We start from the raw sequence: 23,873 nt of genomic DNA, 5'->3' as shown, positions 1-23,873 counted from the left end.
TAGTCCGCTTTTGACCAACCCGCCGACAGGGACGGCAGTTGCTTACGGGATGACCTTAGGTCAATTTCTTCCGCATGCGCAGCATTAATTGCCGCGACGCAGCGTAACGGGTGAAACTCGGCGGAAAATCACCGGTTGCGCGCTATGCGGACAATCGGGGTCAGCCGACGTGGAAGAGAGTGTTGAACAGCTTGGGGTCGAGGCTGGATGCGGCAAAGGTCGAGCCTTCGGTCAGGATCGAGACCGCGTCATGACTGTGCAGGCTTTCCTGATGGCTGGCGATCACCCGAAAATCACCGATATGGTGGTCGGCCTGCAGTTCGGCGCAAAAAAGGCGCGCGGCATCCTCGACAAAAATCGGGTTGGCGGCGTTCAGCTCGGCAAAGGCTTGTTCGTCCTCGCGCTTGACCATGACCTGCGTCTCGGTCGGCACCGCACGACGGCACAGCGCAATCAGATCCTCGAACCACAGGCAATCGGCGTCCGGGTCCACCACCGCCGAAATCCGCGCCACCGAGCGCTGCGAATGCGGCGTGGCCAGTTGCCCGCGCATCGCACGCGCGTGTTCACTGAGTTCCAGCGAACAGGGGCAGGTCGAGGAATAGACGTAATCCAGATGGATGATCTTTTGCCGCACGCCGCCCTGTTCGACCAATTCCAGCGCGATGTCGTAATACTGGTAACCCGACAGGCCCGAACGCAGGCTTTCGATCCGGTCGGGATAGGAAAACCGCATCTGGATACGGGCATCGAAGCTGTCCAGATCGGTCATGTAGTCGCTCAGAGCCGCCTCGATCACCTCGAAACTGAAGGTACGCTCGGCATGCTTGTAGAAGGACCGCATGATCCGGGACATGTTGATGCCCTTTTTCTCGGCCTCAAGGCTGACGGTGCCGGTCACCGAAGTTTCCAGCGTCAGATCCTCGCCATGCTTGCGGTGAAAGCGAATCGGCAGGCGGAAATTCGAGATGCCCACATGCTGAATCTGTTGTTTCGCGCCCCGGATCAGGCTGGCCGGCCCGTTCTGTAGATCGGGCAGCGTCGCCTTGTAGGCGTCGTCGACCGCGAATTCCTCGGGGTAGTCACGCGACAGCGCCGGATAGTTCACCGGCACCAGACCGGGCACCAGACGGGCAACCGCCGGGTCCAGCTGGCTGATCTCGGCCGCGTTGGCGGTTTTCACCCATTTCCGCAACAGTGCCAGCGCTTCGGCGGCCTGTTCACGATTGGGGTTCTCGTCAATGTCGCGAGGGTGGATGTTCATCGGCGCGTTTCCTGGTCAGGTCGTCAAGTATATAGACGACTTTCCCACAAGTTCCAATCTAGTGCTTTCCCGCTGATCTACCAAGATCCGCACCGGAAATCGTGCAAAAACCGCCTCTTCGCGACTGAAACCGTCCTGCGAACAGGATTCAGCCGGATTCCCGGGTCAGGATCGTCAGCAATTCCGACAAGCGGCGCGAGCGTGATTTGTGGTGCGCGGTGATCGCCACGTAAGGGCGCGGCATCGCCAGGGCCGGTCCCGGGCAGCGCAGGACCTGCCCTGCTTTCAGCGCCACGTCGATTATTCGTTCGGGTAAAAGCGCAACCCCGGCCCCCGCCACGACCAGTGCCAGCGCGGCAGGGACAGAGGGCGCAGAGATGCCCGCCTGCGCCCCGGTTGACAGGCCAGCCGCGGAAAACCAGGCAGACCAGCCCGGAACTGACCCGATGGTGCTGCCCCAGTTGACCGTCACGCGGCGGCTGGTGGCCGGGTCGCATGCCGTGCGCGCCACCGGAATCAAATGATCGTAGAAAAGCGGTGTGATCTTATAGTCCGGCAACTCGCCACCATAGCTCAGCCGGGCATCGATCCCATGCTGATCCAGATCGACCTCCTCGGCCTCGACCCGCAAGGCGACGGGCACATCCGGGCGCTGCGTGGCAAACCGGGCGAGCCGTGACGGCAACCACAATTCCGCCAAGGCCGGGGTGGCGCTAATTGTGAGTGGCCGCCGGGGATCGCTTTCGGTCAGGGCTTCGGTGAAGCGCGAAATGTCGGTCAGGGCCGAGGCGGCGTTTGCATAATAGTCCCGTCCGGCATCCGTCAGCCGAATCTGGTTCGCCTTGCGGGCAAACAATTGTCGGCCCAGCCAGTCTTCGAGGTTCCTGACCTGCAGGCTGACGGCTGCGGGGGTTACGCCAAGCTCGTTGCCCGCAGCGGCAAAGCTGCCGGTCCGTGCGGCGCATTCAAAGGCCCTGAGTGCGTTCAACGGGGGGAGTTTCACGATATGCCTACAGAAAATCTAATGCTGACCAAGATATTTTATAGTGGCTAAGCAAGCAAGGCCAAGGCAATCTGGCACGAAATCACCGGAGACCGAACATGCGCGACATCCTGGATCTGGACCGCTTTCCCATCGATCAACCCGATAGCCCGGCCTGGCAACGGCTGGTGGACCGCTGCCGCGCGGATCTTGCCGCGAACGGTATGTTCAACCTTGACGGCCTGATGCGACCGGAGATTGCCGCGCAGGCAGTCGATGCGATGACCCCGCGTTTTGCCAGCGAAGCCTTTCTGCACGAGCGGATGCACAACATCTATTTCAAGCCAATCGAGGATCTGCCCGAGGGTCATCCCGCGTTGCGGCAATTCAAGACTTCGAACCGCACGCTTTGCGCCGATCAGATCGGGGGCTCACCCCTGTTGCGCCTTTATGAATGGCCGGAATTCGCCCTGTTCCTGGCCGCGACGATGGACAAGCCCGAGCTGCATGTGATGGACGATCCGTTGGCGCGGGTGAACGTGATGTCCTATGGCGAGGGTCAGGCGCTCAACTGGCATTTCGACCGCTCGGAGTTCACCACCACCTTGCTGTTACAGGCCCCAAGGGCGGGTGGCGGGTTTGAATACCGCACCGACCTGCGCAGCGAGGGCGACCCCAACTATGATGGCGTCGCGCGGCTGTTGCGGGGGGAAGACCCGGACAGCAAGGAGATTTCTCTGAGTCCCGGAACACTGAACGTATTCAAGGGCAAGAACACCGCCCATCGCGTGACGCCGGTGCGCGGAGACAGGGAACGGATCATCGCGGTCTTTTCGTATTATGAACGCCCAGGCGTGACTTTTACCGAAACCGAGCGCGCCGGTTTTTACGGGCGGGTGGGCTGAACCGTCGGCGTGATCACGCGTGTTCTTGCCGAAACGCGAGTTGTAGGCATACTTGGTTCCTGCCCCTGATTGACCGGAGGAGCCGTGCAACGTCGCCTGACCACCATCGTCGCCGCCGATCTGGCGGGGTATTCGCGGCTGATATCCGCGGACGAAGAAGGCACGCTGACGCGGCTGCGCAACCTGTTCGACAGGATCATCCTGCCTGGACTGTCAGCCGGTGGCGGACGACTGATCAAGACCATGGGTGACGGTCTTTTGGCCGAATTTCCGTCGCCTGTGTCTGCGGTTCGTACCATGATGGACATGCTGGGCCAGCTTGCCGCGCATGAGGCCGACCAACCCGACGAGAAACGCATGCGGTTTCGGGTCGGAATCAATCTGGGCGATGTGGTGAGCGACGGGGACGATATTCTAGGCGATGGCGTCAACATTGCCGCCCGTCTGGAAAGTCTTGCACCGCCCGGTGGTCTTTGCATTTCCCGAAGCGTTCATGACCAAGTGCGCGGCAAGATCGAAGCGGAACTGACGGCGCTTGGCCCGCAAACCGTCAAGAACATTCCCGAACCGGTCGAAGTCTGGCGGGTAGAGAACACTGGGAGCGCACCAGCCGCGAAGGCCGCCACTACACGGCCTTCGATCGCTGTCCTACCCTTCGACAACATGTCCACGGATCCCGATCAGGAGTTCCTGGCCGACGGTATCGTCGAGGATGTGATCACCGAACTCAGCCGCTTCCGTTCGCTTTTCGTCATCGCCCGCAACTCGACCTTCGCCTACAAGGGCACCCATAAGGATGTGCGAAAAATCGCACGGGAACTGGATGTGCGATACGTGGTCGAAGGGTCGGTTCGGCGTGCGGGCAATCGCCTGCGGATCACGGCGCAGCTGATCGAAGCCGAAACCGGCATTTACGTCTGGGCCGACCGATTTGAACGGACGATGGAAGACCTGTTCGATCTGCAAGATGAGATTTCAGCCATGATCGTTTCGACCGTCGATGTTCAGGTGCGTCAGGCGGAAGTGTCGCGATCAGCGCGAAGACCGCCCTCCAGCCTGGACAGTTGGACCAATTACCAGCGTGGTATGAACCTGTTCTATCAATCCACCCGTACCGGCAACATCGAAGCGCGCAAATTTCTGGAACGGGCGCTGGACGACGACCCGGATTTTGCGCTGGCCTGCGCGGGACTGGCATTGGTCTGCATCACCGATATCGCCATGGGGTTCTCCGAAGAACCGGAAGCCACCCTGGAACGTGGAATTCGACTGGCCCGGGACGCGCTCACGTTGGACGAACAGGACGCAATGGCGCATCTGGCGCTCGGTCGTCTGCTCAGCATGTCCGGGCAACCCGACCTGGCCATTGCCTCGCTGGAGCGGGCGATCGAACTGAACCCGAACCTGGCCTTTGCCCATTACAACCTGGGTCAGGTGTTGAATGCCATGGGTCGGGCGTCTGAGGCGTTGCCGTATGTCGAGGCGGCACTGCGCCTGAACCCGCAGGACCCTTTCGTCTGGATGCCGCTGATGCTGAAAACCGTTTGTCTTATCCAGATGGCAAGACCCGAAGACGCAATAGTCGCCGCAAGAATGGCGGTTCGAGCCAATGCCAAGGTTCATTGGACACATTTCGCCCAGACCGTCGCGTACGCAGCCGCTGGTCGGGCAGACGAGGCGGCGCGCGCTGCGCAAGAATTGATCCGGGTGCGGCCGAGCTATTCCATCACCGAGTTCCGAGCGATGCTGCCCAGCTTCAACACAGGTTTGCTGGAGCTGATGTCCGACTATCTTCGCCAGGCCGGAATCCCGGAATCACCCGATCAAGAACCCGGGGCCGGCGAGACCTGATCCAAGGCCAAACAGGTCCCGTGCGCGACCCGCGATAATTCTGTCACCGTGACCCGCCCGCTATTGCGCAGCGTCGAGCGCCTGTTGCAGATCCGCCAGCAAATCGTCGGCGTCCTCCAACCCAACCGAAAAACGGATCAGGCCGGGGGTGATGCCCAACTCGTCGCGCTGCGCGTCGCTCAACCTCTGGTGCGTCGTTGTCGCCGGGTGGGTGGCAATGGATTTGGCGTCGCCCAGATTGTTCGAGATCACCGGGATGGTCAACGCGTTGAGGAACCGGAACGCCGCAGCCTTGCCGCCCTTGATGTCGAGCGAGAGGACGGTGCCGCCCTTGCCGCCCAACTGGCTTTGGACCAGTGCGTTTTGCGCGTGGGTTTTCAGGCCAGGATAAAGCGTCCGTTCCAGCGCCGGGTGCCCTTCCAGCGCCTCGGCCAGTTTCTGCGCAGTCTCGGCCTGTGCGTTCACCCGCAGCGCCATGGTCTCCAGCCCCTTGAGCATGATCCACGCATTGAACGGGCTGAGCGCTCCACCGGTATGTTTCAGATAAGGTTCGACCGTGCCGCGTATGAACTCGCGGGTGCCGATGATCACACCGCCCAGCGCCCGCCCCTGCCCGTCGATGTGCTTGGTTGCGGAATAGATGACGACATCCGCGCCCTGCTCGATGGCGCGGGAATAAACCGGGGTCGAGAATACGTTGTCGACGATCACGACCGCACCGGCCGCATGAGCCAGTTTGGCCACGCCGGCGATATCGATCACCTCGAGCGTCGGGTTCGACATGGATTCGAAGAACACCGCCTTGGTGTCAGGACGGATCGCCGCTTTCCACTGCTCCAGATCGGTGCCGTCTACAAAGCTGACCTCGACACCGAAGCGGGTCAGAATATTCTCGACGATATAGAGACACGACCCAAAGAGCGCCTTGGCCGAAACTATGTGATCCCCGGCCTTCAGCATCGAGGTCAGCGCACCGTTGACCGCAGCCATGCCCGAGGCGGTGGCAAAGGCATCCTCGGCCCCTTCCAGCGCCGCGATGCGCTGTTCGAACATCGACACTGTAGGGTTGCCGTAGCGGGCATAGATGAACTCGTCAGGTCCGCATTCGATGAACCGGGCCTCGGCCTGTTCGGCGTTCTCATAAACGAAGCCTTGTGTGAGGAAGATCGCCTCGCTCACTTCGTTGTACTGACTGCGGCGAATACCGCCATGCACGGCTTGGGTGCGTTTGTTCCAGCTCTCGCTCATCTCATTCCTTTCAGCCTCGGGCAGAGGCAAACAAAAAACCCCAGACGCGGCCAAGCGAAAGGGGTCTTTCATCCTGACCTTTTAGCGGTGTTGTTTAGCGTGGCCCGCAATCCGGTAACAAATCGCCACGTTGTTCGATGCGATGCCATAACGCCTGATCTGCCCATGCGTCAAGTCCGATGCGGACTGCGCTCACGGTCCTGTCACCTGTTCTTTTGCCACTTGCCGTTCTTCGGCAAAAGCTCATCATCCTCCCGTTAACCCGGAGGAGACGGATGGCGGACCCGATCGAGCTATACTATTGGCCCACGCCCAACGGCTGGAAAATCTCCATCGCGCTGGAAGAGATGGGGCTGCCATACAATGTCAACTTGATCGACATCCGCGCGGGCGGCCAGTTCGACCCTTAATTTCTAAAAATCGCGCCCAACAACCGGATGCCCGCGATCACCGATCCGGATGGGCCGGATGGCGAACCGGTGTCGATCTTCGAAAGCGGTGCGATCCTGATGTACCTGGCGCGCAAGACCGGGCGATTCTATGGAAGGATACAGCGCGACCGGATCACGGTCGAGGAGTGGCTGATGTGGCAGATGGGCGGCGTTGGCCCGATGGCGGGTCAGGCGCATCACTTCCTGAAATACGCCCCCTATCTCGATCCGCCGCAGGACCTGCCCTATGCCAAGGACCGCTACCGAGCCGAGGTCGCGCGGCTTTATGGCGTGCTGGACCGGCGTCTGGCCAGGAATGAATTCGTGGCGGGCGATTTCTATTCCATCGCCGACATGTCCATCTGGGGCTGGGCGAGCCTGTGGGAAGGTCAGCAGCAGACGTTGGAAGACAAGCCCCATTTCGCCCGTTGGCTGGAAACCGTGGGCGCGCGGCCCGCTGTGCAGGCGGGCCGGGACTTGCATATCGAATTGCGCACCGATCATCGCGACAAGCAGGCGCAAAGTGTTCTGTTCAGGCGATAGCCCGCCCACCCCACGCCTTTGCAAGTAGCGATCACCTACGCGATCTGACACAATTCGGTCATGCTGTTGCGTTTCGTGATTCCCTTGCTGGTCTTTGGTCAAGTAGCCCCGGCGGCGGAGCCGATGTCCGCCGAGGAATTCGACGCCTATACCCGCGGCAAGACGCTGTTTTATGGCTTTGACGGCGTGGCTTACGGGGTCGAGGAGTATTTGCCCAATCGCCGCGTCATCTGGTCGTTTCTTGATGGCAATTGCAAGGAAGGCATCTGGTACGAACAGGGCCGCCAGATCTGTTTCGTTTACGAAGACCGCCTGGACCCGCAATGTTGGGAATTCTCTCAATCCTCCGGCGGCCTGATCGCCCGGTTCGAAGGCGATCCCGAGGCGACCGAACTGTATGAAGCCGAGGATATCGGCGAGGAAATGATCTGTTACGGGCCGGATGTCGGGGTTTGACGCGCCTTGTCAAGTTGCGCGCAAGTCGTCGTAGCTGATCATTACATGCTCGCGATAGGCAGGCCGCAACGTCAGATCGCGATAGTAGCGCTTTAGATTTGGTAAATCAGCGCGGTCAATTTCAATATCGTAGTAGCGGTAAAGGACATGGCCGAACTGGATATCCGCCAGTGTCAGGGATTCGCCGCCGAGAAACGCGTTGCTGGCCAACTGATGTTCGGCGATGACCAGTTTCTTTTCGACGGTTCGGACAGCGGTCTGAATGGCGTCCGGGTCTCGGTCGTTCCTGTTCGTGCGTACGACGCGCCAGAAAACAGGAACGGTAAACGCCATCGCGACGTTGATTTTGGCCCATTCGGCCCATTGGTCGATGGTCGCTCTGCGCAACGGGTCACTGGGCCAGAAGGTCTCGTTCCCGTATTTGGCGGCAAGATAACGGAGGATCGCTCCGGTTTCCCAGATCGGCATACCTTCGCCATCCTTCAGTACCGGGATGGTGCGGTTTGGATTCAGTGCAGTGAAACTGTCGGCGTCGAGGCCGCCGAACCGGTGCCCGAGATCATGACGTTCAAAAGTAAGGCCAAGTTCGCCCACACACCACATCAGGGCCTGCACGTTCGAAGAAGTCCTGCGGCCCCAGATCGTCAACATCAGACTAGAACAAGCTGCCCTGATCGGGCGCGTCCGGCTTGGGTTTTCGCGCCGACGGTTTGACAGGCGACGCTCCGGTTGTCATGCGGCCATCCGCAAATTCGATTTCCAGAACGCTGTGCCTTGCGGCCTCGGCCTGGGTTGTGACCACGTCCCCATCGGCGCGTACGACCGCATATCCGCGCCCGAGCGTGGCCTTGTAGCTGAGTGTTTCGCGTAGCCGGTCAGTGGCGTCGAGCGTTTGGCGCAACCGATCGATGCGGGTTTTCTGCGCCGTGTTCAGGCGGTCGGACAAGCGAGTCAGGTCATCGCGGCGGCTTTTGAGTTCGCGTTCGATGGGGCGCAGCGACAGGCGCGATGCAAGGTTGTGCCACCGGTCACGGCGTGACGAGACGAAATTGCGCAGCGTGGATGGCCGCAGGTGCGCCGACATGTCCAGCAGCTTGACGCGCCGGTTCTGAACCCCCCGGATCAGGGCATTGGGCAGGCGTTCCGATACCTGATCCAGCCGTTGGCGGGGGGTGTCCAGCAACGTATCCGCACGCGGTAGTGCGCGCGACAGGTCCCGCAGCCTTTGAGCGCGGCGCTGTACCCCGTCCGTTGTCGCCCGCGACAGGCGGGCGCCCTGCTCGCCAGTCCAGGCCAAAAGCTCCATCCGCACGGGAACCGCCAATTCGGCGGCTGCGGTCGGGGTCGGCGCGCGGCGATCCGAAACATAGTCGATCAGGGTGGTGTCGGTTTCATGCCCAACCGCCGAGATCAGCGGGATGTCCGACGCAGCGGCGGCGCGGGCGACGATCTCCTCGTTGAAGCCCCAAAGGTCTTCGATCGATCCACCACCACGAGCCACAATGATAAGATCGGGCCGAGGCAACGCGCCGCCGGGCGCCAGTTGGTTGAACCCCTTGATGGCGCGGGCAACCTCGGGGGCGCAGTTGGCCCCTTGTACGGCGACCGGCCAAATCAGCACCTTGCGCGGAAACCGATCCCGCAGCCGGTGCAGAATGTCGCGGATCACCGCCCCCTGCGGCGAAGTGATCACCCCGATGATGTTCGGCAGATAGGGCAGCGGCTTCTTGCGCTCGGGTGCGAACAGCCCTTCGGATTCAAGGGTTTTCTTGCGCTTTTCCAAAAGTGCCATCAGCGCGCCCTGGCCCGCGACGGCGACCTCGTCGACGTTGAGGTTGTATTTCGACTGGGCGCCAAAGGCGGTCAGGCGGCCGGTCACGACAACCTCGAGACCCTCTTCGGGGACCACCGAAAGGCTGGCAACCTGCCCTTTCCATGTGGTGCAGGCCAGTACGTTGCGGTCGTCCTTGATGTCGTAATAAAGATGCCCCGAGCGGGCCTGAAATACGCGCCCGACCTCGCCCCGTACCCGGATGCGGCCAAAGCTGCTTTCCAGCGCGCGCTTCACCTCGCCCGAGATCTCGGAGACGGTGAATTCGGGCATGTTCTGGCCCGGTTGGGGGTCGTCGAGAAGGTCCATGTCAGTGTCCTGATTTGCCTGTCAGGTCAGATTAGACGGGTCGGCGGAGAAGGCCAAGCGGATCCCGAGACAGAGGCGCTTTGACCGTTTTGTACTGGGGTGCGGAGGGGGATTGACCGTTTTGTACGTCAGTTGCTGGCGGCGATGGTGGCGATATCGGAAGGATCGGAGGTGGGCAGACTGCCCACCCTACGGGGCCTGTCCTCTGGGGTTATTGGGTGTAGCGCATCAGGTCGCTGGCACGGTCGCGGCCAAGTTCGATCCGGCAGGAGTTGATCCCGATGCCGGTCCCCGAGCCACCGCCGAAGGTTGCGCCGACATATGCGCAATGGGCATCGCGATAGCTCGCCCAGGCGTCTTGCGAGGCGGTCAGTGCCGGGGTGGCGACCTTGCGGCCGGTCACATCGTCCAGCTCTTGCGCGGCGGCCATGGCGAAGCCGAGATAGAGCTCGACACTCGCATCGACCCGGTCCAGCGTGTCCGCCACGCAGGCGCCGGTCTCGACCTGGCTGCCGCCGCCGCATTCAGTGGCGGGATCGGCAGAGGCGAAAGATGAAAGAAAATATACCAGAACGATCGGTGCGGCGAGTTTCTGCATGGTGGGTCCTCTATGTGTGCCTGGGTCCAAGTTAGCGGGTTAAGGGCCTGCTGTCTTGGGGTCATGGGGCGACGATGGACACCGGGGAAACAGGAGAGGTGCGGTGGGCAGACTGCCCACCCTGCGGGTGCTCATCTCCGGGATCGTGTGACGTTGCCGCCGTCTTTGGCGCTGGCGCGTCCCGAGCGAGCGGGTGTGCGCTTCGGTCCGGGTTGTTTCGCACGAAGGTTCGCCCTAGAAGGCGCGGGACAGGGTCAGGCAGAGCGGAGCGCGTCTTATGAACATCCTCATTCTTGGCAGCGGCGGGCGCGAACATGCGCTGGCCTGGGCGGTGATGCAAAACCCCAAATGCGACAAGCTGATCGTGGCGCCCGGCAATGCGGGGATCGCGAAGATCGCCGATTGTGCCACGCTGGACATCTTGGATGGCGGTGCGGTGGTGAGCTTTGCCGAGGAGAACGCCATCGATTTCGTCATAGTGGGTCCCGAGGCACCGCTGGCCGTGGGTGTTGCCGACCGGCTGCGCGAGGCGGGCATTCTGGTCTTTGGCCCTTCCGAGGCGGCGGCGCGACTGGAGGCGTCGAAAAGCTTTACCAAGGAGATCTGCGACGCGGCGGGCGCGCCCACCGCAGGCTATGCCCGGTTCACGCAGGTTGAACCTGCCGTTGCCTATATCCACCAGCAGGGCGCGCCGATCGTGGTCAAGGCCGACGGGCTGGCCGCCGGCAAGGGCGTGATCGTGGCGATGGATGAGGATACGGCTGTCGCGGCGGTCGAGGACATGCTGGGCGGCGCCTTTGGCGGCGCCGGCGCCGAAGTGGTGATCGAAGAGTTCATGGAGGGCGAGGAAGCCTCGCTCTTTGTGCTGTGCGACGGCGCCGACATCCTGTCCATCGGCACCGCGCAGGATCACAAGCGCGTCGGCGACGGTGATACCGGCCCGAACACCGGCGGCATGGGTGCATATTCCCCTGCTCCGGTCCTGAGTGCCGAGGTCGAGGCCCGTGCGATGGAAGAGATCGTGCGCCCGACCATGGCCGAAATGGCCCGCCGGGGCATGCCGTTTCAGGGTATTCTCTATGCCGGTTTGATGATCAAGGACGGCCAGCCGAAACTGGTGGAATACAACGTCCGCTTTGGCGACCCGGAATGCCAGGTGCTGATGATGCGGCTGGGGGCGCAGGCGATGGACCTGATGCACGCGGCCGCCGAGGGACGATTGGCCCAGGCTCGGGTGAACTGGGGAGACGATCACGCGCTCACCATAGTGTTGGCGGCCGAAGGCTATCCGGGTTCTTACGAGAAAGGCACGGTGATCCGAGGGTTGGAGGATCTGCCCGAAGACAGCATGAACATGGTTTTTCACGCCGGAACGACCGAAAAGGATGGCGCCGTTACGGCAACCGGGGGTCGTGTGTTGAACGTGACCGCGCGCGGGTCGTCGCTGCAGGAAGCCCGAGACCGTGCTTATGCCATGGCAGGGGCGATTGACTGGCCCGAAGGGTTTTATCGACGCGATATCGGCTGGCGGGCGCTCTGAGCCGCCAGCGGCAGGCTCGCGCGCCCTGACGTCGTATCAAAGATGCGCCATAGGCCTTGGGCCTAGCGGTCAGGGTTGATTTCCAACCCGGTATTCTTCTGGAACAAAGAAGGTGAAATCGCGATCCGCCACCGATATGTGGCAATCGTGGCAGTAAGCCACAGCGGCACTGCGGTCACCCGTGGTGTCGCCAAACAGCGATCCATCCGGCATCACCATGACATATCTCCAGTCCCCTGTCGCAGGGCTTTCGCCTTTGGGCAGTTTTTCCATGACGAACAGCGCACCGGGGAAAATGCGGTCTTCGGTGGTGACGGTCATGCTGTCTTTAGCCAGAACCGACCCGGCAGGCAGCGCCTCACCGCTTTTCAGCGTCCCGTAGTCGCCCGCGATCTCGTTGGCGTAGCTGTTTACAAACCGTTGTCCATGTGTCGCGGACATGAAGGGTGCGTCATTGTATTTGGGCCACCTCTGATAGTTCTCGATAATGTCGAGTCGCGAAGCGCCGTATCCCATTTCCATGCGCTTCATGAGGCCCAGATAAACCTGTTCCGCCTCGTCCTTGGACAGCTCTGCCGGGTTTTCGATTGCGAGATGGGCATCCTGACTTTCAGACTGCGCAATGGCAGTAGAAATCGCCAACCCGGAAATCAGGCAGATCGAACTGAAACTTACATATGGATGTCTGGCGCTTTTTTTCATTCTGACGATCCAACCAAGCAAAAGGTAACATAAGCCACTGTAACGTGTCTTCACTATCGTGAGAGTTTCGCCGGCATCGGGTTTTCCTTCCTGTCGACAGAAATGCGCACGTGACCCATTTGCCGGGAGCAATTGGCATCTGACCTGCCCCACGGTTGCCGAAACGATAGTGCAACACAAGGTCGGAGACTGTGAATTGGGTTACTTGCAGCTTATTGCGCGGTCGATATTGGCCTTGCTGAAGGGAGCAAGATCATCGCGCACCCAATCACCATCGTGGCGGACCGAGATAATTCGCTGCCAGCCTGCATCGGCCAGGATCATCTCTGGGCCAGACCCGCAATCGCGCAACCCGCCTGAAATGAAATCCTCGCCGATGCGGTGATTGGTGAGGCCTGGCAGGCTGGCGACCTCTTCCAGCATACCGTCGCGATAACGCCAGATGCGCAGGGTTTTGGCCAGGTGAGGACGGTCGATATAGGCGATCTCGACATGGCCGTCGCCGTCCAGGTCGGCGGCGCCGATTGGGGCGAGCCAGCGAAAGCGGGTACCGATATTTGGCGTTGCCGCCAGATAGTCGGGTTTTCCGTTGCTCAGCCCTATGATCAGCAGGCGCGCGCCGTAGTTCTGATGGCTTTCGACGACGACCACTTCGGGTTCACCATCGCCGGTCACGTCCCAAAGGCGCGGTTCGATATCTTCGAAAACCGTTTCCGGCTGAGCATCGATTTCGTATGTCACGCTCAGATGGCCGGTCAGGAGCGATCCTTCGGATCCTCGCTGTCGCTTGACCGTGACTTGAATGGCGCCCCATTCCTGGTTGTCGCCCAGAACACCGTGCGGATAGGCCGTGGTAGGCAGGGTATACGTGGCGTCCGAGATGACCTGCGCCTGTGCAGGCAAAAACGGCCACAGCGCCAGAATCGCTGCTGCGGCCGAAATGCGCATCAGATCTGCTTTTCCGGCATCTGCACGACCAGACCGTCCAGCGCGTCGGTGACCTTGATCTGGCAGGTCAGGCGCGAACGGGCCGGATCGGGTTCATAGGCAAAATCCAGCATGTCCTCTTCCATGTCGTCCTTGGCCGGAATCTTCTCGATCCAGTCGGGATGAACATAGACGTGACAGGTCGAACAGGCGCAGGCGCCGCCGCAATCGGCTTCGATGCCCGGGATATTGTTGTCGCGGGCGCCTTCCATCACGGTCAGCCCGTTGGCGACCTCGACGGTGTGCTCGGTGCCGCCATGCTCGATATAGGTGATCTTTGCCATTGCTCGCGTCTTCCTTCTGCGATGTTCCGAACCTTCCTTAGTCAAGCCCTTTAGACGTTTCCACCCTCATTTGCGACCCCTCGCGGCGCGTCTGGACTTTCCTTGCGCATGTTCTATTTTTGTTCTCATGGTCGTTTCATCCGCTTCCAAGGCGTCCCCTGCCCATGACTGGCCACGCCCGCCTGCCTGTCTGCCCGCTGCCCGGCTGGACGACCCGCCCGAAGGCGCGCGGGTGACGGTGGCGGGGCTGGTGATCCTGCGGCAGCGACCGGGCACGGCCAAGGGCGTCATCTTTGTTACGCTCGAGGACGAGACCGGCGTGGTGAATATAGTGGTCTGGCGCAAGATCTATGAACAGTTCCGCCGCGCGGTCATCTCGGGGCGGCTGCTGCGGGTGACGGGCCGGATGCAACGGGCGCATTCGGTAACCCACGTGATCGCCGAGGAGGTCGAGGATATCTCGGGCATGCTGGATCTATTGGTGCGAGGGGATGGGTAGGTTCGTTTTGCCGGACGAAGTGAACTTTCGCTGCGGCAGTACGAGTGTCGGCTTCCTGACCCACGACAGACCCGTGTGAATGATGTCGTGGGTGATGCGATAGCGTCATTACCTATTGTGCTGCAATCTCCAGCGCAAGCGGGACGAACAGCATGGTAAGAAGGGCGTTCAGGATCATACCAAGACTTGCAAATGCCCCGGCCGTTTCGGACATCTGGAAAGCACGCGCTGTGCCGATTGCATGCGAAGCTACCCCAAGCGCGAAGCCTTTCGCACGGTCGTCGGTGATCCGGCAGGCATCCAGAATAGATGGTCCGAACGCAGCGCCGAAGATACCTGTCGAGATCACAATGACCGCAGTGAGACCGGGAATGCCGCCTTGTTTGACGACGATCTCGACAGCGACCGCCGTCGTCGCGGACTTGGGGGCCAAGGTCGCGAGTAATATACCTCCTGCATCGTCGAAGAACGGGTAGATCAGAGCGCTTCCAAGAGCGACGAGCGAACCCGTCAACAGCGCTATACCTATAGGCAAACCAGCCTGCCGGATCAGACCAAACTGGCGAAAGAGCGGAACCGCCAGAAGGACGATCAGGAGCGAGAGAGTCGCATCTATTGGCTCCGCTTTCTGGAGGTAGTTGCCGTAGGGTATTTCAAGCACGAGCAGGACTGCCGCGACGAGGCATGTGGCGACCAGAACCGGGTTCAGAAACGCCGAGCGCCCAGAAACTTGCCAAAGCGCGTCGGCGGCACCGTATGCAGCGATTGTAATGCCGATTGCAAACAGCGGTTGAGCAAGGGCCAGGTCCAGAAGCTCGGTCATACGCGTGCCTCCCCGACGACACGTCTGAGAAGACATTGGAAGACAATTCCAGTTGCAACAAGTGTCGCCGCCGTTCCGGCAACGATTGCGATGGCAATGTAGACCCATGACGCGAACAGCATATCGAGGCTTGCCACCACACCGACAGCCGCGGGCACAAAGAACAGGGGAAAGTACGGAGCGGCAAAGTCAAACAGCTCTTCGGATCCTGGGTCCGGCCCGCCCCGCACGGTGAATATCATCGTGAGCATGGCCAACCCGAGGGCCGCTCCGGGAAAAGGAAGAGAATATTGCTCGGAAATCACGTCACCAAGAACAAGAAGACAGATGATGATTGCGGCTGAACGGACCATTGAAAGAACCTTGCTTCAATAGGCGGTTCTAAGGACCATCCATGACTGAACCTGGGAGAGCCGCCTCGCGATAACTTGAGGATGCCAGAATTGTTGGTGTTTTAGGTTTACTCATCGGTATACTTTGGAGCATGCCCAGAGACTCCTTTGAAACCCGCGAACGTATCCTGAAGTACGCATTTGCCGCCTTCTATCGTGAAGGCTATGAACGATCGAGTGTCGACGCTATTGCGAAGGCGGCAGGGGTCACGAAGCGAACTCTTTACAATCACTTTCCGTCGAAAGACGATTTGATTGCCGAGGTGATGTTGGCACAAGTTGAGCTTGCGGAACGAAACATCCAGCGATGGTTCCGGTCCAAGCCCAAGACAACAAAGGACGTGATCCGCACCATATTCGGTGAACTGCGCAAATGGTCGAGCTCTCCGGATTGGAGAGGGTCGGGCTTCAGCCGCGCGGCGATGGAACTCGCGTGGGCGCCTGGACACCCCGTCAGGCAAGCCGCGATCGCGCAAAAAAACATTTTGCAGAACTCCCTGACCAAGGCATTGTCCAGGGTCGGCGATCCGAATCCCGAGAAGCTTGCCGCTACACTGGTCGTTCTCTTTGAGGGAGCAATGGTCATGCGCCTGATTCATGGAGAGCAGAACTGGATCGATATTGCCGAAGACTCGGCACACGCCATCTCTCTCGACCAAGGCACAGGTCGTTGCGCCCTGACAGGGAACTGAAAAGCACCGCGCATGAAGTGACCTGGATTGCGAAATCAGACACGGTCAATCACCTGATTGCCAAGTACCCGACGGACTGAAAGCGTTCATTGGAGCGGCGCGCAGCATCTGTCAAAATGGGCTCAAAACAGTCCAAGTCAGACTTCGTTGCACAAACATAAACCGTTGCACCAATTTACCGCTGATAACCCTTCACGACGCGGCACACTGCGCAAAATCGACACTGATCGACCCGAATAACTTCGCGTCACCCCCGCTCTTTCCGGTTGAACCGCGCACCGGGATTTGCCTCTCTGACCGGAACGACGAGGAACACATACATGCCGCACCTCCTGTTCTGGATCGCCGCCGCCTGCGCGTTGGTCTATCTGCCGATGACAACCAACCCCGCGAGCGGTGCCCGAACCGTCCTCAAGACCGCCTCGGTGGCGGGGCTGGCACTGTTGGCCCTGATCCTTGGCGCACCTCAGCTGCTGATCGCGGCGCTTGCGCTTTGTGCACTGGGTGATGCCTTGCTGTCGCGCGAAACGGATGCGACCTTCATGACCGGTATCGGCGCTTTTGCAGCCGGGCATCTGGCCTATATCGCGCTTTTCCTGACCCATCCTGCAACCGACGTGGCCCGGATCATGAACAGCCCCGGCATCGTCTGGACGCTGGTCCTGCTGGGTATCGTAATGGCCACCCTGCTTGCCCCCCGTGCAGGTGACCTGAAGGGTCCGGTTCTGGCCTATATCCCGATCATCCTCGGCATGGGCATCACCGTTCTGGCCCTGCCTGACACCGGTGCCCTGCGCCTGGCCCTGCCCGCCGCGCTGGCCTTCATCGCCTCGGACCTCATTCTGGCCACGGAAAAGTTCCTGCTGCCCAAGGATCACCCGGCGCTGAAGGCAACGCCCTATCTGGTCTGGCCGCTCTACTGGGGGGCACAGGCCGGATTTGTCACAGCCTTCGTCTGACCCTTTGCAACCGCCGCCAATCCGCATTAGGTGAAAGGAACACCTGCGGAGACCAAAGATGGCGTTTTTATCCAAGCTCAAGGACCGGCTGTTCAAATCCTCCTCGCGGCTCGAACAGGGGCTGGACGCGATTGTCGAGGACGGCGGCGAAGAAACGCCCGACCCGGTGATCCCCGAGCCTGAGCCTGAGCAGCAACCGGTTCCCGAAGTGCCGGAACCTGCCCCCATACCGCAACCGGTCGAAACGCCCGCGCCGATGCCCGCCGATCCTGTCCCCGCGCCGCCGCCGCCCGAGGACCCGGCGCCCGAGACGCAAAAAGGGCTGCTGGGCCGTCTTTTTTCGCGCGGATCAGACCGCACGGTGGTACGCCGCACACTTGACGACGACATGCTGGAACAGCTCGAAGAGCTGTTGATCGCTTCGGATATGGGCGTCGATACCGCCCTGCGCGTCACCGCCAATATGGCCGAAGGGCGGTTCGGGAAAAAGCTTTCGACCCATGAAATCAAGATGCTGCTTGCCCAAGAGGTTACCCGCATCATGGAGCCGGTGGCGCGACCCATGCCGATCTATCCGAAACGCCCGCAGGTGGTTCTGGTGGTGGGCGTCAACGGATCGGGCAAGACCACCACCATAGGCAAGCTCGCCAGCCAGTTCAAATCCGCCGGAAAGAAGGTGGTGATCGCCGCCGGCGACACTTTCCGCGCCGCCGCCGTGGAACAGCTCCAGGTTTGGGGCGAACGCGCCGGTGTGCCGGTCCTGACCGCGCCCGAAGGCTCCGACCCTGCCAGCCTCGCCTTCGACGCGATGACAAAGGCACAGGAGGACGGCGCCGACCTTCTGATGATCGACACCGCGGGCCGGTTGCAGAACCGCGCCGACCTGATGGAGGAACTGGCCAAGATCGTTCGAGTGATCCGCAAAAAGGACGACACCGCCCCTCACAATACGCTGCTGGTGCTTGACGCCACCACCGGCCAGAATGCGTTGAGCCAGGTCGAAACCTTCCAGAAACTCGCGGATGTCTCGGGGCTGGTGATGACCAAGCTCGACGGCACCGCCAAGGGCGGCGTTCTGGTGGCGCTGGCCGACAAGTTTGGCCTTCCAATCCACGCCATCGGGGTCGGAGAACAGATCGACGACCTCTCGCCGTTTGACCCCGAAGATTTCGCCGCCGCCCTAACCGGCCTCGCCCGGACCTGAACTTCATCTTTTTGAAAATACTCCCGAGGGTCCGGGGGCAGGCAGCCCCCGGCCATACCGCCCTGCGAAAGGTCAACGTTTGAGCGATTGGCTCATCTCACTCGAAGGCACCGAAGCCGGTCATCAACTGGCCCTTGGGCTGGCGCTGATGGCTGCCTTTTTGCATGCGGTGTTCGGCGCGCTTCAAAAAGGCCGCCACGACCCGTGGCTGTCACGTGGGGCGATCGACGCCTCCTATTGCCTCATGGCGGCACCATTTGCGTTTTTCGTCGTGCCCTGGCCCGAGCCGCACATGTGGCCGATCTTTGCCACGGCCTGGTTCATCCACATTCTCTACAAGATCTTTCAGGCGATGGCCTATACCAAGGGATCTTATACTGTGGTCTACCCGGTGGTGCGGGGCACCGGGCCGCTGTTTACGGTGATCGGTGCCTATTTGTTGTTCGGCGAAGTGTTTTCGCCGCTGCAATGGCTGGGAGTCGCGGTGCTGCTTTCGGGCATCTTCGGGCTTGCCGGCTATAACCTGCGCTATCTTGAGACCAACCGCGAGACGTTGGCCGTGGCACTGGCTCTGGCGGTTACTACAGGTCTTTTCGTGGCGCTTTACACCACCTACGACGCCTATGGCATCCGCGCGACCGCCGACCCGTTCACTTTCCTGGCCTGGTTCTTCATGATCGACGGATGCACCATGCCGATCTACTCCTTTCTCAGGTGGCGCGCGATGATCCACCGCCCCGCCCCCGGCCCCTTGATGCTGCGCGGCTTTGCAGGCGGTATCATCGCGTTTTTGTCATTCGGAGCGATCATGCTGGCCACCCGGCTCGATAAGGTGGGCGAGGCGGCGGTATTGCGGGAGACTTCCACTGTTTTTGCAGCGTTGATCGGCTGGCTGGTCCTGAAAGAGACGGTTGGGCCTCGTCGAATTGCCCTGATGGCATTGATTGCCGCGGGCGCTGTGATAGTTGAGATGGGTGGCTGAGCAACAGGACAGGCAATGGCAGAGAAAAAAGACATCAACCCGCTTTTGAAACAGGTGCTGGAACTAGGGCCGCCTCTGGCGTTCTTTTTCATCTATCTACGCCTGCGGGATGACAGTTTCCTGATCGGCGGGACCGAGTATTCCGGCTTTATCGTTGCCACCATACTGTTCGTGCCGCTGATGTTGGCCGCAATGGGTGTACTTTGGTATCTCACCGGCAAGCTCAGCCGGATGCAGATATTTACCGCTTTCATGGTGATTTTCTTTGGCGGGCTGACCGCTTGGTTCAATGACGAGCGATTCTTCAAAATGAAGACGACACTGGTCTACGGTTTTTTCTCGGCCACGCTGGGCATCGGTCTTTTGCAGGGAAAATCCTACCTTGCCTATATCCTCAACGAGATGATACCCATGCGCACCGAAGGCTGGATGATCCTGACCCGCCGTCTGTGTGCAGGTTTTGCCGGTCTGGCCATTGCCAACGAACTGGTCTGGCGCACCATGTCGACCGATCTTTGGGTAAAGATCGAAACCTTTGGCTTTCCGCTGGCCCTGATGGCGTTTCTGATGATGCAGTTCAACCTGTTGCAGAACTACATGGACGACCCGGACAGCAATTGAGGCGCCACCCGTACTGCGTCATCACGCGATGGTGAGGAACACCTCCCCGTCGGATAAAACACTTGGTTTACGGCCAAACCTGTGAAAAATAGCTGACCACACTCACTCACACAGGGGGCAAGTCCCTTTCATGACAGCATTTCCTGACACCGGGTTTCTGTCCGACGCGTCTGATCGGCTCAAGGCGATGCTTTCGGCCCAGGCATCGGAAATCGTTCTTGACCGGGGCGATATTCTGTTCGAGCAGGGCGACGACGGCGATGCACTTTACGCCATTCTCTCTGGTACACTCGAAGTTTCCTATCTGTCGATGAACGGGCGCAAGCTGACCCTGGATCTTATGCGGCCAGGCGAGGTGTTCGGCGAGATAGCCCTGTTCGATCCCGGCCCTCGCACAGCGACCGTGTCGGCGGCTGAACCGTCGCGTGTTCTGCGCGTGCGCAGCAGCGATGTGCTGGATCAAATCAAGACACATCCCGAACTTGCGGTGGACATGATCCGTCTTGCGGGTCTTCGCATGCGTTGGATGAATTCTCAGCTGAACGAACAGGTGTTCTTGCCGATGCCTATCCGACTGGCCCGCAAACTGCAGCATCTCGCCCATCTGCAGAACGACCCCAACAAAATGCTCGCCCTGTCGCAAAGCGAGTTGGCCGAATTCGTGGGCGCCACGCGCGAGGCGGTCTCAAAAACTCTGTCCAGCTGGAAGAAAGAAGGCATTGTCGAGGCAACCCGCGGCGGATTGCGCATCCGGGATTTCGAGGCGCTTGGCGATCTGGCGGAATCCGATCTGATTTGATTTTTCGCCGTACGGTGTGATCCGGTTCACATACGGAAAATCATGCCCAGCATATACAGATTATGGTTACCGTACCGAGACCGGAAGATCATCCCCAATGTCTGTCCGTACCGGTCTCTCCCTGTAACAGAGCCATATGCTTCGGCATATGGCTCTTTCCTTTTGCGCTTTTCCCAGATCGGGAGACGACACAAAAAGGGCCGGGCAAAACCCGGCCGTTTTCTAAACTATAAAGCGATCAGTCGGCGAGGCTCAGCGCCACGAATCTGGGCTCACCACCACGACGCACCAGAAGCAGCAGGGACTTGCGCCCCGCCTCTTTTGCTTCGTCGATCCGCGCGTCGAGATCGCCAAGCGACGTGACTTTCTGCTGTCCGGCCTCGGTGATCAGGTCACCCGCTCGCAATCCTTTTTCAAAGGCTTCCGACGCTTCGTCGACATTGGTCACGACAAGCCCTGATGCGTCCGCATCAAGTCCCAGATCCTCACGCATCTTGTCCGTCAAGGGCATCACGGTTAGCCCGAGAATATCTTTCTCCTCGACAGACGACGGCGCTTCGGAGGATGAAGACTCTCCGTTTTCCTGACGTTCGGCATCCTCGCGGCGGCCGAGCGTCACCAGAACAGTCTGGGTCGCACCATCGCGATACACCACAACGCGAACGGATTTTCCAACAGTCGTTTCGCCTACCTGCCGAACCAGCGCCCGAGTATCCTCGACCTCGACGCCATCGAAATTGACGATCACGTCCCCTGCCAGCAACCCGGCTTCTTTCGCGGGACCGTCCGGCACATCGCTGATCAGCGCGCCGCCGGGCTTGTCCAGCCCCATCGCTTCCGCCATGTCCTCGGTCACGTCCTGAATGCGCACGCCCAGCCAGCCGCGCCGGGTTTCACCGAATTCGCGCAACTGGTCGACCACCTTGACCACCACGTTGGACGCCATGGAAAACCCAATCCCGATTGAACCACCATTGGGCGACAGGATCGCAGTGTTCACGCCGATCACCTCGCCGTCCATGTTGAAGAGCGGCCCACCCGAATTGCCACGGTTGATCGCCGCATCGGTCTGGATGTAGTCGTCATAGGAACCGCTGAGCGCCCGGTTTCGGGCCGAGACAATCCCCGCGGACACGGAAAAGCCCTGCCCCAGCGGATTACCCATCGCCACCACCCAATCACCTACGCGGGCGGTGTCGCTGTCACCGAACTTGACAAACTTCAAGGGGCCTTTCGCCTCGACCTTCAACAAGGCGATATCGGTTTTCTCGTCTGTTCCAATCACCTTTGCAGGAAGGTCCTGCGGCGGCTGACCATCGCCGGGAAAGAACTCGATCAGAATCTCGTCGGCCTCGGCAATTACGTGGTTGTTGGTGACAATATAGCCATCCTCGGAGATCACGAACCCAGATCCCAGCGCATTGCTGCGGCGGGGGCGGTTGCCGTTGTCGCCATTGCGGTCCTGGAACTCACGAAAGAAATCCTCGAAAGGAGAGCCTTCGGGCACGATGCCCTGCGGGCCGGTCTGACTTTCGATCAGGGTGGTGGTGGTGATGTTGACCACCGCCGGGCTCACCAGATCGGCCAGTGGTGCCAGGCTTTCCTGTTTTGCCAGCGCCGATACCGCCTGCGCCAGCACAAGGAGCGTCGCCAGGAACGCCAGCCACATGAGTCTGACCTTGATCAGGGTATCGTCTTTCCTAAGGGAAATACTGCGTGCTTTCGCCTGCACTGGAGGTCTCCTTGTCACCGCTTTATCCGGCCGCCCCATGGGCAGCCCGTTCTTACTGTCCAATGTAGTCAGTTTGTTTCCGCCCGCAACTCGGGAAAGCAAGGAAATCACCGCCAGTTGAGCCATTATCAGCCAACCGTTCACCTTTACCCAGGTTGGGCGGGTCTCAGTACCCGATCTGTTGCGCGGCCCACAGCAGAATGAACCCCGTAACGACACATAGCAGACCGACATTTCGGCGTGCGCTTTCCGGCAACGTGCGCAGCATCTCTAGCATTCGCTCGATAAGCGAAGGGGCCAGCGCATAGGCCAGCCCCTCGACAATCAACACCAGCCCAAGGGCCAGAAGGACCATGCCCATTACTGAACGGCCTTACCGGTGGGCGATTTCAGATAGTTGAAGAACTCTGAATCCGGACTCAGAACCATCGAGCTGTTGCCACCTTGCAGGGCGCGTTCATAGGCCGACAGGGAGCGGTAAAACTCGAAGAATTCCGGGTCCTTTCCATAAGCTTCGGCAAAAATGCCGTTGCGCTCGGCGTCGGCCTCACCACGGATGATTTCAGATTCGCGGCGCGCATCCGAGACCAGTTCCACCACAGTCCGATCTGCCTGCGCGCGAATACGCTGCGCTGCTTCTTCACCGCGCGCCACTTCATCGGCAGCTTCGCGTTCACGCTCGGCGCGCATCCGGGCAAAGGTGGCTTCCAGGTTGGCCTGTGGCAAGTCGGTGCGTTTCAAACGCACGTCGATCACTTCGAGACCCAGATCCTGCGCCTCAAAAATGGCACCGTTTCGAATGCGTAGCATCAGTGCGGCACGGTCTGAACTCAGGATATCGTTCGAACTGACCGAACCCAGAACCTCGCGCGTCTTGGCCCGCAGGATCGAATCGAGACGCGATTCCGCAGTGGCAATGCCGCCGGCACCAACCGCCTGACGGAATTGGCGCACATCAGCAATGCGATACCTGGCAAAGGCATCGACCACCAGGCGACGGTCGTCGAGCGGCGTGACTTCAAGCGGTCCGACCTCGCGGCTCAGGATCCGGTCGTCATAGCGAACAACTTCCTGAATGAGCGGGATCTTGAAGGCCAGCCCCGGTTCTTCCTTGACATCGATCACTCGACCGAATTGCAGCACCAGCGCCTTTTGGCGCTCGTCCACGATGAAGATCGAAGACAGAACCAGAACGACAGCGATCACCAGAACGGGAAGTATGAAGGTTGATTTTCGCAT

General features: G+C 60.3%; 25 protein-coding genes, 1 pseudogene and 1 riboswitch. Of the genes and pseudogenes, 12 read left to right on the top strand and 14 right to left on the bottom strand.

The features are described from left to right. Positions 1-160: 160 nt before the first annotated feature. On the bottom strand, positions 161-1,264 hold the full coding sequence (gene folE2, locus ACR0LZ_RS02615; RefSeq protein WP_480748217.1) for a GTP cyclohydrolase FolE2: 1,104 nt from the start codon (positions 1,262-1,264) through the stop codon (positions 161-163). A 148-nt stretch (positions 1,265-1,412) separates the two neighbouring features. After that, complete coding sequence (locus ACR0LZ_RS02610; RefSeq protein WP_480748216.1) at positions 1,413-2,267, bottom strand: LysR substrate-binding domain-containing protein; 855 nt, start codon at positions 2,265-2,267, stop codon at positions 1,413-1,415. A gap of 98 nt (positions 2,268-2,365) precedes the next feature. Between ACR0LZ_RS02610 and ACR0LZ_RS02605 the strand changes: the two genes are divergently transcribed. Then, positions 2,366-3,151 carry a HalD/BesD family halogenase gene (locus ACR0LZ_RS02605; protein ID WP_480748215.1) on the top strand — a complete coding sequence of 262 codons (786 nt, stop codon included), beginning with the start codon at positions 2,366-2,368 and terminating at the stop codon, positions 3,149-3,151. A gap of 84 nt (positions 3,152-3,235) precedes the next feature. Continuing rightward, a complete protein-coding gene (locus ACR0LZ_RS02600; protein ID WP_480748214.1) occupies positions 3,236-5,002 on the top strand; it encodes an adenylate/guanylate cyclase domain-containing protein in 1,767 nt (588 codons plus the stop codon). Between the two features lie 60 nt (positions 5,003-5,062). Here ACR0LZ_RS02600 and metZ read toward each other — a convergent pair whose 3' ends face one another. Then, positions 5,063-6,250, bottom strand: a complete 1,188-nt coding sequence (metZ, locus tag ACR0LZ_RS02595; protein ID WP_480748213.1) for an O-succinylhomoserine sulfhydrylase — start codon at positions 6,248-6,250, stop codon at positions 5,063-5,065. A gap of 61 nt (positions 6,251-6,311) precedes the next feature. After that, positions 6,312-6,389: riboswitch (SAM riboswitch) on the bottom strand. A 136-nt stretch (positions 6,390-6,525) separates the two neighbouring features. Between metZ and ACR0LZ_RS02590 the strand changes: the two are divergent. Continuing rightward, a pseudogene (locus tag ACR0LZ_RS02590) lies at positions 6,526-7,224 on the top strand (glutathione S-transferase N-terminal domain-containing protein). Between the two features lie 60 nt (positions 7,225-7,284). Next, positions 7,285-7,680 carry a hypothetical protein gene (locus ACR0LZ_RS02585; RefSeq protein ID WP_480748212.1) on the top strand — a complete coding sequence of 132 codons (396 nt, stop codon included), beginning with the start codon at positions 7,285-7,287 and terminating at the stop codon, positions 7,678-7,680. 9 nt (positions 7,681-7,689) lie between these two features. Here ACR0LZ_RS02585 and ACR0LZ_RS02580 read toward each other — a convergent pair whose 3' ends face one another. The 3 genes from ACR0LZ_RS02580 to ACR0LZ_RS02570 all read right to left on the bottom strand — a co-directional run bounded on the left by ACR0LZ_RS02580 (position 7,690) and on the right by ACR0LZ_RS02570 (position 10,418). Further along, entirely contained in the window at positions 7,690-8,331 is a 642-nt protein-coding gene (locus ACR0LZ_RS02580; protein ID WP_480748211.1) for a glutathione S-transferase family protein, read from the bottom strand. Between the two features lie 4 nt (positions 8,332-8,335). Then, positions 8,336-9,820 (bottom strand): exodeoxyribonuclease VII large subunit, encoded by a 1,485-nt coding sequence (gene xseA / locus ACR0LZ_RS02575; RefSeq protein WP_480748210.1) that lies wholly within the window; start codon positions 9,818-9,820, stop codon positions 8,336-8,338. Positions 9,821-10,031: 211 nt separating this feature from the next. Further along, positions 10,032-10,418, bottom strand: coding sequence for a lysozyme inhibitor LprI family protein (locus ACR0LZ_RS02570; RefSeq protein ID WP_480748209.1), 387 nt, complete (start codon positions 10,416-10,418; stop codon positions 10,032-10,034). A gap of 277 nt (positions 10,419-10,695) precedes the next feature. On the opposite strand from ACR0LZ_RS02570, the gene purD reads away from it, so the two are divergent. Next, positions 10,696-11,958: a phosphoribosylamine--glycine ligase gene (gene purD / locus ACR0LZ_RS02565; protein WP_480748208.1), complete on the top strand. Its 1,263-nt coding sequence runs from the start codon at positions 10,696-10,698 to the stop codon at positions 11,956-11,958. Positions 11,959-12,027: 69 nt separating this feature from the next. Here purD and ACR0LZ_RS02560 read toward each other — a convergent pair whose 3' ends face one another. The 3 genes from ACR0LZ_RS02560 to ACR0LZ_RS02550 all read right to left on the bottom strand — a co-directional run bounded on the left by ACR0LZ_RS02560 (position 12,028) and on the right by ACR0LZ_RS02550 (position 13,931). Beyond that, complete coding sequence (locus ACR0LZ_RS02560) at positions 12,028-12,660, bottom strand: cytochrome P460 family protein (RefSeq protein ID WP_480748207.1); 633 nt, start codon at positions 12,658-12,660, stop codon at positions 12,028-12,030. A 201-nt stretch (positions 12,661-12,861) separates the two neighbouring features. Then, the gene (locus tag ACR0LZ_RS02555) at positions 12,862-13,608 is read right to left on the bottom strand and encodes an FG-GAP repeat domain-containing protein (protein WP_480748206.1); all 747 of its coding nucleotides are present in this window, start codon (positions 13,606-13,608) and stop codon (positions 12,862-12,864) included. Further along, positions 13,608-13,931 carry a 2Fe-2S iron-sulfur cluster-binding protein gene (locus tag ACR0LZ_RS02550; RefSeq protein ID WP_480748205.1) on the bottom strand — a complete coding sequence of 108 codons (324 nt, stop codon included), beginning with the start codon at positions 13,929-13,931 and terminating at the stop codon, positions 13,608-13,610. The genes ACR0LZ_RS02555 and ACR0LZ_RS02550 overlap by 1 nt, the downstream gene beginning before the upstream one ends. Before the next feature lie 127 nt (positions 13,932-14,058). Here ACR0LZ_RS02550 and ACR0LZ_RS02545 point away from each other — a divergent pair, with 127 nt between their 5' ends. Then, positions 14,059-14,430 carry an OB-fold nucleic acid binding domain-containing protein gene (locus tag ACR0LZ_RS02545; RefSeq protein WP_480748204.1) on the top strand — a complete coding sequence of 124 codons (372 nt, stop codon included), beginning with the start codon at positions 14,059-14,061 and terminating at the stop codon, positions 14,428-14,430. Between the two features lie 112 nt (positions 14,431-14,542). Here ACR0LZ_RS02545 and ACR0LZ_RS02540 read toward each other — a convergent pair whose 3' ends face one another. Next, positions 14,543-15,253, bottom strand: coding sequence for an LrgB family protein (locus tag ACR0LZ_RS02540; RefSeq protein WP_480748203.1), 711 nt, complete (start codon positions 15,251-15,253; stop codon positions 14,543-14,545). Next, complete coding sequence (locus ACR0LZ_RS02535) at positions 15,250-15,606, bottom strand: CidA/LrgA family protein (protein WP_480748202.1); 357 nt, start codon at positions 15,604-15,606, stop codon at positions 15,250-15,252. Before ACR0LZ_RS02535 ends, ACR0LZ_RS02540 begins: the two co-directional genes overlap by 4 nt. Positions 15,607-15,737: 131 nt before the next feature. Between ACR0LZ_RS02535 and ACR0LZ_RS02530 the strand changes: the two genes are divergently transcribed. The 6 genes from ACR0LZ_RS02530 to ACR0LZ_RS02505 all read left to right on the top strand — a co-directional run bounded on the left by ACR0LZ_RS02530 (position 15,738) and on the right by ACR0LZ_RS02505 (position 20,902). Continuing rightward, positions 15,738-16,337, top strand: coding sequence for a TetR/AcrR family transcriptional regulator (locus tag ACR0LZ_RS02530; protein ID WP_480748201.1), 600 nt, complete (start codon positions 15,738-15,740; stop codon positions 16,335-16,337). Between the two features lie 320 nt (positions 16,338-16,657). Beyond that, positions 16,658-17,296: a lysoplasmalogenase family protein gene (locus ACR0LZ_RS02525; protein ID WP_480748200.1), complete on the top strand. Its 639-nt coding sequence runs from the start codon at positions 16,658-16,660 to the stop codon at positions 17,294-17,296. 58 nt (positions 17,297-17,354) lie between these two features. Continuing rightward, positions 17,355-18,500, top strand: coding sequence for a signal recognition particle-docking protein FtsY (gene ftsY / locus ACR0LZ_RS02520; RefSeq protein ID WP_480748199.1), 1,146 nt, complete (start codon positions 17,355-17,357; stop codon positions 18,498-18,500). Positions 18,501-18,579: 79 nt separating this feature from the next. Then, a complete protein-coding gene (locus tag ACR0LZ_RS02515; protein WP_480748198.1) occupies positions 18,580-19,482 on the top strand; it encodes an EamA family transporter in 903 nt (300 codons plus the stop codon). Between the two features lie 15 nt (positions 19,483-19,497). Next, positions 19,498-20,103 carry an inner membrane-spanning protein YciB gene (locus tag ACR0LZ_RS02510; RefSeq protein WP_480748197.1) on the top strand — a complete coding sequence of 202 codons (606 nt, stop codon included), beginning with the start codon at positions 19,498-19,500 and terminating at the stop codon, positions 20,101-20,103. A 130-nt stretch (positions 20,104-20,233) separates the two neighbouring features. Further along, positions 20,234-20,902 carry a Crp/Fnr family transcriptional regulator gene (locus ACR0LZ_RS02505; RefSeq protein WP_480748196.1) on the top strand — a complete coding sequence of 223 codons (669 nt, stop codon included), beginning with the start codon at positions 20,234-20,236 and terminating at the stop codon, positions 20,900-20,902. 238 nt (positions 20,903-21,140) lie between these two features. On the opposite strand, the gene ACR0LZ_RS02500 is transcribed toward ACR0LZ_RS02505, so the two are convergent. The 3 genes from ACR0LZ_RS02500 to hflC form a co-directional block, all read right to left on the bottom strand. Beyond that, entirely contained in the window at positions 21,141-22,571 is a 1,431-nt protein-coding gene (locus tag ACR0LZ_RS02500; RefSeq protein ID WP_480748435.1) for a Do family serine endopeptidase, read from the bottom strand. 229 nt (positions 22,572-22,800) lie between these two features. Next, complete coding sequence (locus ACR0LZ_RS02495) at positions 22,801-22,995, bottom strand: DUF2065 domain-containing protein (RefSeq protein ID WP_480748195.1); 195 nt, start codon at positions 22,993-22,995, stop codon at positions 22,801-22,803. After that, positions 22,995-23,873, bottom strand: coding sequence for a protease modulator HflC (gene hflC, locus ACR0LZ_RS02490; protein ID WP_480748194.1), 879 nt, complete (start codon positions 23,871-23,873; stop codon positions 22,995-22,997). Before hflC ends, ACR0LZ_RS02495 begins: the two co-directional genes overlap by 1 nt.

It is taken from the genome of Ruegeria sp. CI1 (assembly GCF_056536925.1).
Note: the sequence above shows the minus strand (reverse complement) of the source record. Positions and strands in the feature narration are given on the sequence as shown.

Bases quoted from the DNA above. Each gene is read 5' to 3' on its own strand.
- folE2 (WP_480748217.1), bottom strand. From the start codon at position 1,264: ATGAACATCCACCCTCGCGACATTGACGAGAACCCCAATCGTGAACAG.
- ACR0LZ_RS02605 (WP_480748215.1), top strand. From the start codon at position 2,366: ATGCGCGACATCCTGGATCTGGACCGCTTTCCCATCGATCAACCCGAT.
- metZ (WP_480748213.1), bottom strand. From the start codon at position 6,250: ATGAGCGAGAGCTGGAACAAACGCACCCAAGCCGTGCATGGCGGTATT.
- ACR0LZ_RS02585 (WP_480748212.1), top strand. From the start codon at position 7,285: ATGCTGTTGCGTTTCGTGATTCCCTTGCTGGTCTTTGGTCAAGTAGCC.
- ACR0LZ_RS02580 (WP_480748211.1), bottom strand. From the start codon at position 8,331: ATGTTGACGATCTGGGGCCGCAGGACTTCTTCGAACGTGCAGGCCCTG.
- xseA (WP_480748210.1), bottom strand. From the start codon at position 9,820: ATGGACCTTCTCGACGACCCCCAACCGGGCCAGAACATGCCCGAATTC.
- ACR0LZ_RS02570 (WP_480748209.1), bottom strand. From the start codon at position 10,418: ATGCAGAAACTCGCCGCACCGATCGTTCTGGTATATTTTCTTTCATCT.
- purD (WP_480748208.1), top strand. From the start codon at position 10,696: ATGAACATCCTCATTCTTGGCAGCGGCGGGCGCGAACATGCGCTGGCC.
- ACR0LZ_RS02560 (WP_480748207.1), bottom strand. From the start codon at position 12,660: ATGAAAAAAAGCGCCAGACATCCATATGTAAGTTTCAGTTCGATCTGC.
- ACR0LZ_RS02555 (WP_480748206.1), bottom strand. From the start codon at position 13,608: ATGCGCATTTCGGCCGCAGCAGCGATTCTGGCGCTGTGGCCGTTTTTG.
- ACR0LZ_RS02550 (WP_480748205.1), bottom strand. From the start codon at position 13,931: ATGGCAAAGATCACCTATATCGAGCATGGCGGCACCGAGCACACCGTC.
- ACR0LZ_RS02545 (WP_480748204.1), top strand. From the start codon at position 14,059: ATGGTCGTTTCATCCGCTTCCAAGGCGTCCCCTGCCCATGACTGGCCA.
- ACR0LZ_RS02540 (WP_480748203.1), bottom strand. From the start codon at position 15,253: ATGACCGAGCTTCTGGACCTGGCCCTTGCTCAACCGCTGTTTGCAATC.
- ACR0LZ_RS02535 (WP_480748202.1), bottom strand. From the start codon at position 15,606: ATGGTCCGTTCAGCCGCAATCATCATCTGTCTTCTTGTTCTTGGTGAC.
- ACR0LZ_RS02530 (WP_480748201.1), top strand. From the start codon at position 15,738: ATGCCCAGAGACTCCTTTGAAACCCGCGAACGTATCCTGAAGTACGCA.
- ACR0LZ_RS02525 (WP_480748200.1), top strand. From the start codon at position 16,658: ATGCCGCACCTCCTGTTCTGGATCGCCGCCGCCTGCGCGTTGGTCTAT.
- ftsY (WP_480748199.1), top strand. From the start codon at position 17,355: ATGGCGTTTTTATCCAAGCTCAAGGACCGGCTGTTCAAATCCTCCTCG.
- ACR0LZ_RS02510 (WP_480748197.1), top strand. From the start codon at position 19,498: ATGGCAGAGAAAAAAGACATCAACCCGCTTTTGAAACAGGTGCTGGAA.
- ACR0LZ_RS02505 (WP_480748196.1), top strand. From the start codon at position 20,234: ATGACAGCATTTCCTGACACCGGGTTTCTGTCCGACGCGTCTGATCGG.
- ACR0LZ_RS02500 (WP_480748435.1), bottom strand. From the start codon at position 22,571: ATGTGGCTGGCGTTCCTGGCGACGCTCCTTGTGCTGGCGCAGGCGGTA.
- ACR0LZ_RS02495 (WP_480748195.1), bottom strand. From the start codon at position 22,995: ATGGGCATGGTCCTTCTGGCCCTTGGGCTGGTGTTGATTGTCGAGGGG.
- hflC (WP_480748194.1), bottom strand. From the start codon at position 23,873: ATGCGAAAATCAACCTTCATACTTCCCGTTCTGGTGATCGCTGTCGTT.